The following is a 14,537-nucleotide window of genomic DNA, read 5'->3' as shown; positions in this document are numbered from 1 at the left end:
CATTATGGGCGGTCTGACCCCGCCTGCAACTTTTCCAGGACGTGCTTAATGCTCAAGGCGCTGCGTTTTTTCGGCTGGCCGCTGTTGGCCGGCGTGCTTATCGCTCTGTTGATTATTCAGCGTTACCCGCAGTGGGTCGGGCTTCCGAGCCTCGACGTCAACCTGCAACAGGCCCCGCAGACCACCAGCGTGCAGCAGGGGCCGGTGTCCTATGCGGACGCGGTGACCATCGCCGCGCCTTCGGTGGTCAACCTCTACACCACCAAAGTCATCAACAAGCCGAGCCATCCGCTGTTCGAGGATCCGCAGTTCCGCCGTTTCTTCGGTGACAATTCACCGAAGCAGAAGCGCATGGAATCGAGCCTCGGCTCCGGGGTGATCATGAGCCCGGAAGGCTACATCCTGACCAACAACCACGTCACCAGCGGCGCCGACCAGATCGTCGTGGCGCTCAAGGACGGTCGCGAAACCCTGGCCCGAGTGATCGGCAGCGATCCGGAAACCGACCTCGCGGTCCTGAAGATCGACCTGAAAACCCTGCCGTCGATCACCGTCGGCCGCTCCGACAACATCCGCATCGGCGACGTCGCACTGGCCATCGGCAACCCGTTCGGCGTCGGCCAGACCGTGACCATGGGCATCATCAGCGCCACCGGCCGCAACCAGCTGGGCCTGAACAACTACGAAGACTTCATCCAGACCGACGCGGCCATCAACCCCGGCAACTCCGGCGGCGCGCTGGTCGACGCCAACGGCAACCTCACCGGCATCAACACCGCGATTTTCTCCAAGTCCGGCGGCTCCCAGGGCATCGGTTTTGCGATCCCGGTGAAACTGGCGATGGAAGTGATGAAGTCGATCATCGAGCACGGCCAGGTGATTCGTGGCTGGCTGGGCATTGAAGTGCAACCGCTGACCCAGGAACTGGCAGAGTCGTTTGGCCTGTCCGGGCGTCCGGGGATCGTGGTGGCGGGGATTTTCCGCGACGGCCCGGCACAGAAGGCCGGCCTGCAACTGGGTGACGTAATCCTCAGCATCGACGGAGAACCGGCCGGCGATGGCCGAAAGTCGATGAACCAGGTGGCGCGGATCAAGCCGACCGACAAGGTCACGATTCAAGTGATGCGCAATGGCAAGGAGTTGAAGTTGACGGCCGAGATCGGTCTGCGTCCGCCACCAGCGCCGATCAAGGAAAAGGAAGAAAACTGATGCACAAAAAAGGGAGCTTATTCGCTCCCTTTTTTACGGCGGCTGATCAGAGCTCGCCAAGCGCGTCGATCAACGCCTGATTCTGCTCCGGCGTGCCGATCGAGATCCGCAGGAACTGGGCAATCCGCTCCTGCTTGAAGTGGCGCACGATCACACCCTGCTCACGCAGCTTGGCCGCCAGCCCTGCCGCATCGTGTTGCGGATGCCGGGCGAAGATGAAGTTCGCCGCTGACGGCAGCACTTCAAAGCCCTTGGCCTGCAACTGCGCAACCACCCATTCGCGACTTTCGATGACTAATGCGCAGGTCTTGTCGAAGTACTCGCGATCTTCGAACGCTGCCGCCGCACCGACATTCGCCATGCGATCGATCGGGTAAGAGTTGAAGCTGTTCTTGATCCGCTCCAGCGCCTCGATCAGGTCTGGATGCCCGACCGCCAGACCGACCCGCAGGCCCGCCAGCGAACGGGACTTGGACAGGGTCTGGGTCACCAGCAGGTTCGGGTAACGATCCACCAGGCTGATCGCGGTTTCGCCACCGAAGTCGATATAGGCCTCGTCGACCACCACCACGGAATCCGGGTTGGCCTTGAGAATCTGCTCGACCGCTTCCAGTGCCAGCAGGCAACCGGTTGGTGCGTTCGGATTGGGGAAGATGATCCCGCCGTTCGGCTTGGCGTAGTCGGCCGGGTTGATCTGGAACTGCGCATCCAGCGGCACCGCGTCGAACGTGATGCCGTAAAGGCCGCAGTAAACCGGATAGAAGCTGTAGCTGATGTCCGGGAACAGGATCGGCTGATCGTGTTGCAGCAGACCGTGGAAGATGTGCGCCAGCACTTCGTCCGAACCGTTGCCGAGGAACACTTGATTGCTTTGTACGCCGTAGTACTTGGCGACGGCGTTTTTCAGCAGATCGCTGTTCGGGTCCGGGTACAGGCGCAGGTTGTCGTTGAGTTCGGTCTGCATCGCCGCCAGGGCTTTTGGTGACGGGCCGTACGGGTTTTCGTTGGTGTTGAGCTTGACCAGACGGGTCAGCTTCGGCTGCTCGCCCGGCACGTAAGGCACCAGATCCTTGACGAACGGGCTCCAGAATTTACTCATGTTCAGTTCCCCTTCACTTCGTCTTTGATGCGGTATTCGGCGCTGCGCGCGTGGGCGCTCAGCGATTCGCCACGAGCCAGGATCGATGCAGTCTTGCCAAGCTCGGAAGCGCCGGCCTCGGAGCAGAAGATGATCGACGAGCGTTTCTGGAAGTCGTACACGCCCAGCGGCGAAGAGAAACGCGCAGTACCGGAGGTCGGCAGCACGTGGTTCGGACCCGCGCAGTAGTCGCCCAGCGCTTCGGAGGTGTGACGGCCCATGAAGATCGCGCCGGCGTGGCGAATCTGCGGCAACCAGGCCTGCGGGTCGGCGACCGACAGCTCAAGGTGTTCCGGGGCGATGCGGTTGGCGACTTCGATGGCCTGGGTCATGTCACGCACGTGGATCAGGGCACCACGGCCGTTGATCGAGGTTTCGATGATGGTTGCGCGATCCATGGTCGGCAGCAGTTTGTCGATGCTCGCGGCGACCTTGTCGAGGAACTCGGCGTCCGGGCTGACCAGGATCGCCTGGGCGTCTTCGTCGTGCTCGGCCTGGGAGAACAGGTCCATGGCGATCCAGTCCGGATCGGTCTGGCCGTCGCATACCACGAGGATTTCCGACGGGCCGGCGATCATGTCGATGCCGACCTGACCGAACACGTGACGCTTGGCGGTCGCCACGTAGATGTTGCCCGGACCGACAACCTTGTCCACCTGCGGCACGCTTTCAGTGCCATAGGCCAACGCGGCAACGGCTTGTGCGCCACCGATGGTGAACACCCGGTCGACACCGGCGATGCATGCCGCCGCCAGCACCAGCTCGTTGACTTCGCCGCGCGGGGTCGGCACCACCATGACCACTTCGGTCACGCCGGCGACCTTGGCCGGAATCGCGTTCATCAACACCGACGACGGGTACGACGCCTTGCCGCCCGGCACGTACAGACCGGCGCGATCCAGTGGCGTGACTTTCTGACCCAGCACGGTGCCGTCGGCTTCGGTGTAGCTCCAGGAGTCCTGCTTCTGTTTTTCGTGATAGCTGCGCACGCGGGCGGCGGCTTTTTCCAGCGCTTCGCGTTGCGGCACGGTGATGCGGGTCAGGGCCAGTTCCAGACGCTCGCGCGGCAGGATCAAGTCCGCCATCGAGGCGACTTCGAGGCCGTCGAATTTCTGGGTGAACTCGACCAGCGCCGCGTCACCGCGCTCGCGCACAGCCTTGATGATGTCCAGCACCCGCTGATTGACCGAGTCGTCAGACACACTTTCCCAGCTCAGCAGATGATCCAGATGATGCGCGAAATCCGGGTCAGCAGCGTTGAGTCGGCGAATTGCAGTCGGTGCGGTCATAGCGAGAGCCTCATAGGAATGGCAAAAAACTCAGGCGCCCGAAATTACCATTCGATCCGCTTGGGCACCTGAGATTCTGGCTATGAGGCGGATAGACGGGCGCGACTTAACGTCGCGCAGGTACATCAGCCGCGGTGTCGAGACTCCACTGCCTTGCGCAGGGTGTCGATCAACGCCTGGATTCGGGCGTGTTGCATTTTCATCGAAGCTTTATTGACGACCAGACGCGAGCTGATCGTGGCGATCAGTTCCTGGGGTTCCAGGCCGTTGGCGCGCAGGGTGTTGCCGGTGTCGACCACGTCGATGATCTTGTCGGCCAGACCGATCAGCGGCGCCAGCTCCATCGAGCCGTACAGCTTGATGATGTCGACCTGACGGCCCTGCTCGGCGTAGTAACGCTTGGCGACGTTGACGAATTTGGTGGCGACGCGCAGGCGGCCCTTGGGCTCGACCGCGCCGACCTTGCCGGCGGTCATCAGCTTGCACTGGGCAATCTGCAGATCCAGCGGCTCGTACAGGCCCTGGCCAGTGTATTCCATCAGCACGTCTTTACCGGCAACGCCGAGGTCGGCCGCGCCATGCTCGACATAGGTCGGCACGTCGGTAGCCCGCACGATCAACAGGCGAACGTCTTCCTGGGTCGTGGGGATGATCAGCTTGCGGCTCTTGTCCGGATTCTCGGTCGGCACGATGCCCGCTTCGGCGAGAAGCGGCAGGGTGTCGTCAAGGATGCGGCCCTTGGACAGTGCGATGGTCAACATGGGAAACGTCAGTCCTTATCAAGGTACTCATGTCCGGTCGCAATCGGCGCCGGACATACATCGAGGGCGTTGCCACCCCCGATCAAAACGAATTCAACGGACACTTCCCTGTGTCCAGATGCAGCGATCAGCCCGGAACGCGACGGATCCTGGCGCCCAGCATCTGCAGTTTTTCCTCGATGCACTCGTAACCACGGTCGATGTGGTAGATGCGGTCGATCAGGGTATCGCCTTCAGCCATCAGGGCCGAGATCACGAGGCTGGCCGAAGCCCGCAGGTCGGTAGCCATGACTGGCGCGCCCTTGAGGATTTCAGTACCGGTCACGATGGCCGTGTTGCCCTCGACCTGGATCTTGGCGCCCATGCGATGCAGTTCGTAGACGTGCATGAAGCGGTTTTCGAAGATCGTCTCGATCACGGCACCGGTGCCTTCGGCAATGGCGTTGAGCGAGATGAACTGCGCCTGCATGTCGGTCGGGAACGCCGGGTACGGTGCCGTGCGCACGTTGACCGCTTTCGGGCGTTTGCCGTGCATGTTCAACTCGATCCAGTCTTCACCACAGGTGATTTCTGCGCCGGCTTCACGGAGTTTGTCCAGAACGGCTTCGAGGATGGTCGGATCGGTGTCCTTGACTTTCACGCGGCCACCGGTAACCGCAGCGGCCACCAGGTAGGTGCCGGTTTCGATACGGTCAGGCATGACCTTGTAGAAAGCCGAACCCAGACGCTCGACGCCATCAATGGTGATGGTGTCGGTGCCGGCACCGGACACCTTGGCGCCCATGGCGTTGAGGAAGTTCGCCAGGTCGACCACTTCAGGTTCACGGGCGGCGTTCTGCAACACGCTGCGGCCCTTGGCCAGAGCGGCAGCCATCATGATGTTCTCGGTACCGGTCACGCTGACGGTATCAAAGAAGAAGTGAGCGCCACGCAAGCCGCCTTCAGGCGCCTTGGCCTTGATGTAGCCGCCTTCGACGTCGATGACCGCGCCCATGGCTTCCAGGCCACGGATGTGCAGGTCAACCGGACGCGAACCGATGGCGCAACCGCCAGGCAGTGCGACTTCGGCTTCACCGAAACGCGCAACCATCGGGCCCAGCACCAGGATCGACGCGCGCATGGTTTTCACCAGCTCGTACGGGGCGATCAGGGTCTTGATGGTGCGCGGGTCGATTTCGACGCTAAGCTTCTCGTCGATCACAGGCTCGATGCCCATGCGACCGAACAGCTCGATCATGGTGGTGATGTCGTGCAGGTGCGGCAGGTTGCCAACGGTAACCGGGCCATCGCACAGCAGGGTGGCAGCCAGGATCGGCAGGGCGGAGTTCTTCGCCCCGGAGATGCGGATCTCGCCATCAAGACGAGCGCCACCGGTAATAATCAATTTATCCATAAGAATCTCGACGCCCTAGGGCTCAGGTGCGCTCGGCCCAGGCCGCGCTGCTGAAAAATTTCATAGTGACCGCGTGGATGCTGCCATCGGCGATCCAAGGGTTCAAATGGGCATAGATGCTTTGCTGACGCTTGACCGGGCTCAACGCCGCCAGTTCATCACTAATCACGTTCAGCTGAAAGTTGCAGCCTTCGCCTTCAACTTCCACCAGCGTTCCTGGCAGCTTTCCTTCAAGGAAGCTCTTCACTTCTACGGCCTGCATGCTCAACCTCAATCGGCGCCCTGTGCGCACGGGTCGGACATCATACAAAAAAGCCCCGCGCCTGCGAACCCCGCTGCGCAGGACTCTGACGGGGGGCTTCTCTATTGATGCGGGTTCAGGGTTGCGCCAACAGCTCGGTCAGTTCGCTGACCTGAGCAATTTCGCGCATGTCTTCGGGCATCCCGCGGATGCTGACCGCCTTGCCGGCGGCCTTTGCATCGCGAATGAAGCACAGCAGCAGCGATAGACCGACGCTGCTGGACTTCTCCACCGCCGAGCAATCGATCACCAATGCCGGGGCGGTGCACGACTTGATCAGCGCCCGGCCCTGTTCCCGAAGATCCGGGCCGGTGCGGTAATCCAGCACGCCGCTGAGCTGCAGCTCACTGGCTTCGTCCAGACGAATGGCCGACTCGGTCATTGGGCTGGCTTCTCGTTCTGCTCGGCCGACTGCTTGGCCTTGGCGACTTCCCCGGCCCAGCCGTTGATGGTCTTGTCCAGATCGTTGCCATTGCGTTGCATCGCGTCGGCGAACTGGTCACGGAACAGCTTGCCGATGTTGATGCCGTTGATGATCACATTGCGCAGCTTCCACTCGCCGTTGATCTTCTCCAGGGTGTACTGCACAGGGTAGATCGCGCCATTGTTGCCTTTGACGGTCATGCCGACACTGGTGCGGTCGCCCGATTCATCCTTGGGCGCATCGACGGTGATGCCCTGGTTGTTGTACTCGAGCAAGGCGTTGCCGTAGAACTGGAACAGACCGCGCTTGAAGTTTTCCTCGAAGGTCTTCATCTGCGCCGGGGTTGCCTTGCGCGAATACTTGACCGTCATGATGCTCTTGGAAATACCTTCGGCATCGACCACAGGGCCGACGATGGTGTTCAGCGCCGTATAGAAATCCTGCGGATCCTGCTTGTACTTCTCTTTATTGGCCGCCAGGTCGGCGAGCATCCGGTTCGTGGTGTCCTGAACCAGATCGTGCGCCGATTGTGCCGCCACGGCGTTAGCCACCAGCGGCAGTGCCGCAAGCAACACCAACAGGCCACGTCGCAAGGTAGAGATCATTCAAAAGCTCCTCATTTGGCGTCTTTGCTAACGGTATTGAGCAGGAATTTACCGATCAGGTCTTCCAGTACCAGAGACGACTGCGTGTCGTGGATGGTTCCACCATCCTTGAGGCGGGTGTCTTCGCCGCCCACGCTGATACCGATGTACTTCTCGCCCAGCAGACCCGCTGTCAGGATAGATGCTGTGGAGTCGGTCGGCAGATTGTCGACGCTTTTATCCACTTGCAGGGTTACCCGACCGGTGAAGCTGTCGCGATCCAGATCGATTGCGGTGACCTTGCCGATGGTCACGCCCGCCATGGTCACTTTGGCTCTGACCGTCAAACCGGCGATATTGTCGAAATACGCGTAAAGCTTGTAGGTATCGGTGGTCGAAGTCGGAGACAGGCCACTGACCCGCAGGGCCAGCAGCAACAAAGCCAGGATCCCTGCCAGCAGGAACAGGCCGACACCGATTTCCAGGGTGCGGTTTTGCATCAGAAATCTCCAAACATCAAAGCGGTCAGAATAAAGTCCAGGCCGAGTACTGCCAGCGAGGCGTAAACCACGGTCTTGGTGGTGGCACGACTGATCCCCTCGGAAGTGGGTTCGCAGTCGTAGCCTTGAAATACGGCGATCCAGGTGACGACAAAAGCGAATACTGCACTTTTGATGATGCCGTTGAGCACATCGTCACCGAAGCTCACGCTGTTCTGCATGTTCGACCAGTAGGAACCTTCGTAGACACCCAGCCAGTCGACGGCGACCCATGAACCGCCCCAGATGCCGACCACGCTGAAGATCATCGCCAGCACCGGCAGGGAAATGAAGCCTGCCCACAGACGCGGGGCAATGATGTACTTGAGCGGGTCGACCCCGATCATTTCCAGACTGGACAACTGTTCGGTGGATTTCATGTTGCCGATTTCCGCCGTCAGCGCCGAGCCGGCACGACCGGCAAACAACAGCGCGGTCACCACCGGTCCCAGCTCACGCAGCAGGGTCAGCGCCACCATCTGGCCGACGGCCTGCTCCGAACCGTAACTCGACAGAATGTTGAAGCCCTGCAGCGCCAGCACCATGCCGATGAAAATCCCGGACACCACGATGATCACCAGCGACATCACGCCGACGGAATGCAACTGCTTGACCAGCAGGCCAAACCCGCCACCGATGCCGCCACGCCCGAGCAGGGCATGAAACAGGAACAGGGTCGAACGCCCGAACACTGCGACGCTGTCGATTCCGGCGAGGCCGAAACGACGCACACGCTCCATTAATGTAATTCTGCGCATCAGCGGCGCTTCCCCAGAAGATCTGCGCGGTAATCCGGCGCTGGAAAGTGATACGGCACCGGGCCGTCGGGTTCACCGGTCATGAACTGGCGGATACGCGGATCGTCCGAGCCCATCAGTTCGTCCGGCGTGCCCTGCCCCAATACCTGGCCATCACCGACCACATAGATGTAGTCAGCAATACTCGCGGTTTCGGCGAGGTCGTGGGACACCACGATGCTGGTGATGCCTAAGGCATCGTTGAGCAGACGGATCAGGCGAACCAGCACACCCATGGCGATCGGATCCTGGCCGACGAACGGTTCGTCGTACATGAGGATCTGCGGATCGAGGGCAATGGCCCGGGCCAGGGCGACCCGGCGCTTCATGCCGCCGGACAGCTCGTCAGGCATCAGCTCGATCGCACCGCGCAACCCCACTGCCTGCAATTTGAGCAGGACGATGTCACGGATCATCTCCTCCGGCAGGTCGGTATGAACACGCAGCGGGAAGGCGACGTTCTCGAACACATCGAGATCGGTGAACAGGGCGCCACTCTGAAACAGCACGCCCATGTGCTTGCGCGCATCGAACAGATCGCTGCGCGACAGCTTCGGCAGGTTCTGGCCGTTGACCCAGACCTCGCCCTTGGATGGCCGCAACTGGGCGCCCATCAGGCGCAACAGTGTGGTCTTGCCGCACCCGGAAGGCCCCATGATGCCGGTGACCTTGCCGCGCGGGATGCGGATATCGACGTTATTGAAAATGCTCCGCGCACCGCGCTTGAAGGAGACTCCCTTCAGCTCGACCGCGTAGGCGTTATCGGCACTCATCTAAACTCCTTGCGATGCAGCCTCTCACTCGGACGCCTGGCTTTCTGAGGAAAGCCCCTACATCCCGGGCAGGCCGAACTGGCGGCGAACTATATCACTGCAAAGGGCAAGCGCCCAAGGCCTGCACCGGCCCGGATCTGCGAGCTGAGGGGCTTGAAGGTATATTTGGAGCGTTTTGGTAACGAGGAATGACAAAGCACGACGAACTTGCGTGAGGCTTTTCAACATAACCGCTATAATCGCCGCCTTTTCATCGGGCTATACGATTTCTGACATGAGCCAAACCAGCGACCTGATTCAATCGGCACAACGCACCATTCGCCTCGAAGTGGAAGCCGTACAAGGCTTGTTGCCCCATATCGACGCCGATTTCGTACGCGCTTGCGAGATGATTCTGGCCAGCAAGGGCCGTGTTGTCGTGGTCGGCATGGGCAAGTCCGGGCACATCGGCAACAAGATTGCCGCGACCCTGGCCAGCACCGGCACCCCGGCGTTTTTCGTGCACCCGGCCGAAGCCAGCCACGGCGACATGGGCATGATCACTCGCGATGACGTCATTCTGGCCCTGTCGAACTCCGGTTCCACCAACGAAATCGTCACTCTGCTGCCACTGATCAAGCGCCTGGGCATTCAGCTGATCAGCGTCACCGGCAACCCGCAATCGCCGCTGGCCAAGGCCGCCGAGGTCAACCTCAACGTTCACGTCGAGCACGAAGCCTGCCCGCTGAACCTGGCGCCGACCTCCTCGACCACCGCCGCACTGGTCATGGGCGACGCCCTGGCCGTGGCGCTGCTGGAAGCGCGCGGCTTCACTGCCGAAGACTTCGCCTTTTCCCACCCCGGCGGCGCACTGGGCCGACGCCTGCTGCTGAAAGTGGAAAACGTCATGCACGCCGGCCAGGAACTGCCGCAGGTACAGCGCGGCACCCTGCTCAAGGACGCGTTGATGGAAATGACCCGCAAGGGCCTGGGCATGACCGTCATCCTGGAAACCGACGGCAAGCTGGCCGGGATCTTCACTGACGGCGACCTGCGTCGCACCCTGGATCGCAGCATTGATATCCACAGCGCCACCATCGACCAGGTGATGACCGTGCACGGCAAGACCGCCCGCGCCGAGATGCTTGCCGCCGAAGCCCTGAAAATCATGGAAGACCACCGAATCAACGCGCTGGTTGTCGTGGATGAAGAGGATCGCCCGATCGGCGCCTTCAACCTCTCCGACCTGCTGCGCGCAGGAGTGATGTAAATGAGCACCGATCTGCTGCAACGCGGCAAGGCCATCAAACTGGCGGTTTTCGACGTCGACGGTGTCCTCACCGACGGGCGCCTGTACTTCCTTGAAGACGGCAGCGAGTTCAAGACTTTCAATACACTGGATGGCCAGGGCATCAAGATGCTGATGAACGCCGGCGTACAGACCGCCATCATCAGCGGTCGCAAGACTCCGGTGGTCGAGCGTCGGGCGAAGAACCTGGGGATCCCGCACCTGTTTCAGGGCCGTGAAGACAAACTGGTCGTTCTCGACGGTCTTCTGGAACAACTGGGCCTAAGCTATGAACAAGTGGCTTACCTCGGCGACGACCTGCCGGATCTGCCGGTGATCCGCCGTGTAGGCCTGGGCATGGCCGTGGCCAACGCCGCACCTTTTGTTCGCGAACACGCTCATGGCGTCACCCAGGCTCGTGGCGGCGAAGGTGCCGCCCGCGAATTCTGCGAACTGATCCTGCGCGCCCAAGGCAGCCTCGACGCCGCCAACAATGCGTATCTGTGAGTCCAACCATGTTTAGCAAAAAGTTTCGCAACATCCTGCTGTTCGGTTGCATCGCGGCGATTTTCGGTGCGGTCGGCTACTGGAACATCAGCCCGGAACGCTTCCTCGACAAACCGCCGGTTTCGGCAGAGGAAAGCCCGATCGACTGGTACGCGACCAATACGCACACGATCCAGTACCTCGAAGACGGCAAAGTGCAGTACGAAATGACGTCCGACAAGGCCGAGCACGTCAAGGCGACCGACATTACACTGGTCACCAAGCCTGATCTGAACATGTTCCGTGGCACCGACTTCCCGTGGCACGTGACCAGCGAACGCGGTGAAGTGAACTCCGGTGGCACCGAGGTCGAGCTGATCGACTCCGTTCGGGTCAAGCGCACCGACGAAAAGAACCGCGACACCCTGATTACCAGCACACGCATGACCGTGTTCCCTCAGCAGCAATATGCGCAGACCCAGCAACCCGTTAGAATCGACGGCGCTGGCGGTGTATCGACTGGCGTAGGAATGAAAGCGTATTTGAAGGAAAGCAGGATACACCTGCTATCGAACGTAAGAGGACAGTATGAGGCTCGTTAAAACCCTCCCTATTTTGCTCAGTCTGGGCGCAGCACTGGGAAGCGTGAGCGCCTGGGCTCTGCCGAACGATCAAGAGCAGCCAATCCGCATTCAGGCCGACGATGCCCAACTGGACGACAAGAACGGCGTTGCCACCTACAAAGGCGACGTGATCATCACCCAGGGTTCGATGATCGTCAAAGGCAACACCGTGACCATGACCCGTGCGCCTAACGGCGACATCGACGTCGTGACCTCGGTCGGCAACCTCGCCTACTTCGAACAGTTGCAGACTGCCGGTGATGCCAAACCCGTTCAGGGCTGGGGCGTGACCATTCAATACCACGCACAGCAGAACCGCGTTGTTCTGATCGACAAGGCCAAAGTCGTCGACAAGGACAACAACACCACTCAGGGCGAAAAAATCGTCTATGACACGGTGAAGAAACTGGCCAGCGCCGGTCGCGCTACCGGCAGCAAGGTCACCGAAGCGCGTCCGCGCATCGACATGGTGATCCAGCCGAAGAAGAAAACCGACGAGAAAACCCAGTAATGGCAACTCTGAAAGCTCAGCACCTGGCCAAGGCCTATAAAAGCCGTCAGGTTGTGCGTGACGTCAGCCTGTCGATCGACAGCGGCCAGATCGTCGGCCTCCTCGGCCCGAACGGCGCCGGCAAGACCACGTGTTTCTACATGATCGTCGGCCTGGTTCAGGCCGATCAGGGTCGGGTACTGATCGACGACCTGGACGTCAGTCACCAGCCAATGCACGGTCGTGCAAAGGCCGGTATCGGCTATCTGCCGCAAGAAGCGTCGATCTTCCGCAAACTGTCGGTGGCCGACAACATCATGGCCATCCTCGAGACCCGTCAGGAGCTCGACAAGGCAGGTCGTCGCAAGGAACTGGAAAGCCTGCTGCAGGAATTCCACATCAGCCACATCCGCGACAACCTCGGCATGAGCCTGTCCGGTGGTGAGCGCCGCCGGGTAGAAATCGCCCGCGCACTGGCCACGGCACCGAAATTCATCCTGCTCGACGAACCGTTCGCCGGTGTCGACCCGATCTCGGTCGGCGACATCAAGCAGATCATCCATCACCTCAAGGCCAAGGGGATCGGCGTACTGATCACCGACCACAACGTCCGTGAGACGCTGGATATCTGCGAAACCGCCTACATCGTCAACGACGGCCAGTTGATCGCCGAAGGCGACTCCGCGACCATCCTCGCCAACGATCTGGTGAAGGAAGTCTATCTGGGTCACGAGTTCCGCCTGTAAGCGCGACAGCATCCGACCAGTCGTCCGGGTGCTGTAACGTTGAAACGCCTTTTTATACGCTTTTATTGTTACAGCGCTCTAGGCAAACACGACAGTTTCAGGCATATAATTTGCTTAAGTTTGGCGCTCCGGCGCCCTGTAGTGGATGGCGCATAGCGCCGGCGAATAAGGTGTTAAGCCCCTGCCATGAAACCATCGCTAGTCTTGAGAATGGGCCAGCAGCTGACGATGACACCGCAGCTGCAACAGGCCATCCGCCTGCTCCAATTGTCGACCCTGGATCTGCAACAGGAAATCCAGGAGGCTCTGGAATCCAATCCGATGCTCGAACGCCAGGAGGACGGAGACGACTTCGACAACTCCGACCCCATGGCCGACAACGCCGAACAGAAGCCCAACACCGAGATCCAGGAACCCTCCTATCAGGAGACCGCGCCGACAGTCGACAACCTCGAAGACGGCGAATGGAACGAGCGAATCCCCAACGAATTGCCGGTGGACACCGCCTGGGAAGACGTCTACCAGACCAGCGCCAGCAGCCTGCCAAGCAGCGACGATGATGAGTGGGACTTCACCACCCGCACCTCCGCCGGCGAGAGCCTGCAAAGCCACCTGCTGTGGCAGTTGAACCTGGCACCGATGTCCGACACCGATCGCCTGATCGCCGTCACCCTGATCGATTGCATCAACAATCAGGGCTATCTGGACGAAACCCTCGAAGAAATCCTCGACGCCTTTGATCCGGAACTCGACATCGAGCTGGACGAGATCGAAGCCGTCCTGCACCGCATCCAGCAGTTCGAACCGGCCGGCATCGGCGCACGTAACCTGGGCGAATGCCTGCTGCTGCAATTGCGCCAGCTGTCGGCCAAGACCCCTTGGCTGGCCGAAGCCAAGCGCCTGGTCACCGATTACATCGACTTGCTCGGCAGCCGCGACTACAGCCAGTTGATGCGGCGCATGAAGCTCAAGGAAGACGAGCTGCGGCAGGTCATCGAACTGGTGCAGAGCCTGAACCCGCGCCCCGGTTCGCAGATCGAATCCACCGAAGCCGAGTACGTGGTGCCTGACGTCATCGTGCGCAAGGACAACGAGCGCTGGCTGGTCGAGCTGAATCAGGAGTCGGTGCCGCGCCTGCGGGTCAACGCCCAGTACGCCGGTTTCGTGCGCCGCGCCGACACCAGCGCCGACAACACCTTCATGCGCAATCAGTTGCAGGAAGCCCGCTGGTTCATCAAGAGCCTGCAGAGCCGCAACGAAACCCTGATGAAAGTGGCCACCCAGATCGTCGAGCACCAGCGCGGGTTTCTGGAGTACGGCGACGAAGCCATGAAGCCGTTGGTCCTGCACGACATTGCAGAAGCGGTTGGCATGCACGAGTCGACGATTTCCCGCGTAACCACGCAAAAATTCATGCATACCCCACGGGGCATATATGAACTGAAATACTTTTTCTCCAGCCACGTCAGTACCTCCGAAGGCGGCGAATGCTCGTCCACGGCGATCCGCGCGATCATCAAGAAACTGGTTGCCGCGGAAAATCAGAAAAAGCCGTTGAGTGACAGCAAGATCGCTGGTTTACTGGAGGCACAAGGCATTCAGGTGGCTCGCCGCACGGTCGCCAAGTACCGCGAATCCCTCGGGATCGCGCCTTCGAGCGAACGCAAGCGGTTGATGTAAGCCACGTTACAGCGTTCCAGTGGCAGGCTCTTCGGCC

17 protein-coding genes are annotated in these 14,537 nt (G+C 60.6%); 7 read left to right on the top strand and 10 right to left on the bottom strand.

The window, feature by feature from the left end; translation table 11 throughout:
- Positions 1-48: 48 nt before the first annotated feature.
- On the top strand, positions 49-1,209 hold the full coding sequence (gene algW / locus PDR5_RS04460) for a Do family serine endopeptidase AlgW (RefSeq protein WP_064593406.1): 1,161 nt from the start codon (positions 49-51) through the stop codon (positions 1,207-1,209).
- Positions 1,210-1,255: 46 nt separating this feature from the next.
- Here the strand turns inward: algW and hisC are convergent, their stop codons facing one another.
- The 10 genes from hisC to PDR5_RS04410 form a co-directional block, all read right to left on the bottom strand.
- Positions 1,256-2,308 carry a histidinol-phosphate transaminase gene (gene hisC / locus PDR5_RS04455; protein ID WP_064593404.1) on the bottom strand — a complete coding sequence of 351 codons (1,053 nt, stop codon included), beginning with the start codon at positions 2,306-2,308 and terminating at the stop codon, positions 1,256-1,258.
- 2 nt (positions 2,309-2,310) lie between these two features.
- Positions 2,311-3,636 (bottom strand): histidinol dehydrogenase, encoded by a 1,326-nt coding sequence (gene hisD, locus PDR5_RS04450; RefSeq protein WP_064593403.1) that lies wholly within the window; start codon positions 3,634-3,636, stop codon positions 2,311-2,313.
- A gap of 125 nt (positions 3,637-3,761) precedes the next feature.
- On the bottom strand, positions 3,762-4,397 hold the full coding sequence (gene hisG, locus PDR5_RS04445; RefSeq protein ID WP_007953554.1) for an ATP phosphoribosyltransferase: 636 nt from the start codon (positions 4,395-4,397) through the stop codon (positions 3,762-3,764).
- A gap of 127 nt (positions 4,398-4,524) precedes the next feature.
- Positions 4,525-5,790: a UDP-N-acetylglucosamine 1-carboxyvinyltransferase gene (gene murA, locus PDR5_RS04440; RefSeq protein WP_064593402.1), complete on the bottom strand. Its 1,266-nt coding sequence runs from the start codon at positions 5,788-5,790 to the stop codon at positions 4,525-4,527.
- Positions 5,791-5,812: 22 nt separating this feature from the next.
- A complete protein-coding gene (locus tag PDR5_RS04435; protein ID WP_039769303.1) occupies positions 5,813-6,052 on the bottom strand; it encodes a BolA family protein in 240 nt (79 codons plus the stop codon).
- Between the two features lie 115 nt (positions 6,053-6,167).
- Positions 6,168-6,473: an STAS domain-containing protein gene (locus PDR5_RS04430; RefSeq protein ID WP_039769302.1), complete on the bottom strand. Its 306-nt coding sequence runs from the start codon at positions 6,471-6,473 to the stop codon at positions 6,168-6,170.
- Positions 6,470-7,120: an MlaC/ttg2D family ABC transporter substrate-binding protein gene (locus PDR5_RS04425; protein ID WP_039769300.1), complete on the bottom strand. Its 651-nt coding sequence runs from the start codon at positions 7,118-7,120 to the stop codon at positions 6,470-6,472. The genes PDR5_RS04430 and PDR5_RS04425 overlap by 4 nt, the downstream gene beginning before the upstream one ends.
- An 11-nt stretch (positions 7,121-7,131) precedes the next feature.
- Complete coding sequence (gene mlaD, locus PDR5_RS04420; RefSeq protein WP_007953559.1) at positions 7,132-7,599, bottom strand: outer membrane lipid asymmetry maintenance protein MlaD; 468 nt, start codon at positions 7,597-7,599, stop codon at positions 7,132-7,134.
- Positions 7,599-8,396, bottom strand: coding sequence for a lipid asymmetry maintenance ABC transporter permease subunit MlaE (gene mlaE / locus PDR5_RS04415; protein ID WP_007953561.1), 798 nt, complete (start codon positions 8,394-8,396; stop codon positions 7,599-7,601). Before mlaE ends, mlaD begins: the two co-directional genes overlap by 1 nt.
- Positions 8,396-9,208: an ATP-binding cassette domain-containing protein gene (locus PDR5_RS04410; protein WP_064593401.1), complete on the bottom strand. Its 813-nt coding sequence runs from the start codon at positions 9,206-9,208 to the stop codon at positions 8,396-8,398. Before PDR5_RS04410 ends, mlaE begins: the two co-directional genes overlap by 1 nt.
- Before the next feature lie 274 nt (positions 9,209-9,482).
- Between PDR5_RS04410 and PDR5_RS04405 the strand changes: the two genes are divergently transcribed.
- The 6 genes from PDR5_RS04405 to PDR5_RS04380 all read left to right on the top strand — a co-directional run bounded on the left by PDR5_RS04405 (position 9,483) and on the right by PDR5_RS04380 (position 14,500).
- The gene (locus PDR5_RS04405) at positions 9,483-10,457 is read left to right on the top strand and encodes a KpsF/GutQ family sugar-phosphate isomerase (protein WP_064593399.1); all 975 of its coding nucleotides are present in this window, start codon (positions 9,483-9,485) and stop codon (positions 10,455-10,457) included.
- Positions 10,458-10,982 (top strand): KdsC family phosphatase, encoded by a 525-nt coding sequence (locus PDR5_RS04400; RefSeq protein ID WP_039769294.1) that lies wholly within the window; start codon positions 10,458-10,460, stop codon positions 10,980-10,982.
- 8 nt (positions 10,983-10,990) lie between these two features.
- On the top strand, positions 10,991-11,563 hold the full coding sequence (lptC, locus tag PDR5_RS04395) for an LPS export ABC transporter periplasmic protein LptC (RefSeq protein WP_007953568.1): 573 nt from the start codon (positions 10,991-10,993) through the stop codon (positions 11,561-11,563).
- Positions 11,550-12,095 (top strand): lipopolysaccharide transport periplasmic protein LptA, encoded by a 546-nt coding sequence (gene lptA / locus PDR5_RS04390; protein WP_064593398.1) that lies wholly within the window; start codon positions 11,550-11,552, stop codon positions 12,093-12,095. The genes lptC and lptA overlap by 14 nt, the downstream gene beginning before the upstream one ends.
- Positions 12,095-12,820 carry an LPS export ABC transporter ATP-binding protein gene (gene lptB / locus PDR5_RS04385; RefSeq protein WP_007953572.1) on the top strand — a complete coding sequence of 242 codons (726 nt, stop codon included), beginning with the start codon at positions 12,095-12,097 and terminating at the stop codon, positions 12,818-12,820. Before lptA ends, lptB begins: the two co-directional genes overlap by 1 nt.
- A gap of 186 nt (positions 12,821-13,006) precedes the next feature.
- A complete protein-coding gene (locus PDR5_RS04380; RefSeq protein ID WP_011332472.1) occupies positions 13,007-14,500 on the top strand; it encodes an RNA polymerase factor sigma-54 in 1,494 nt (497 codons plus the stop codon).
- Positions 14,501-14,537: the final 37 nt, after the last annotated feature.

The organism is Pseudomonas sp. DR 5-09, assembly GCF_001655595.1.
GTDB lineage: Bacteria > Pseudomonadota > Gammaproteobacteria > Pseudomonadales > Pseudomonadaceae > Aquipseudomonas > Aquipseudomonas pharyngis.
This window is presented reverse-complemented; position numbering and strand designations above follow the sequence as displayed.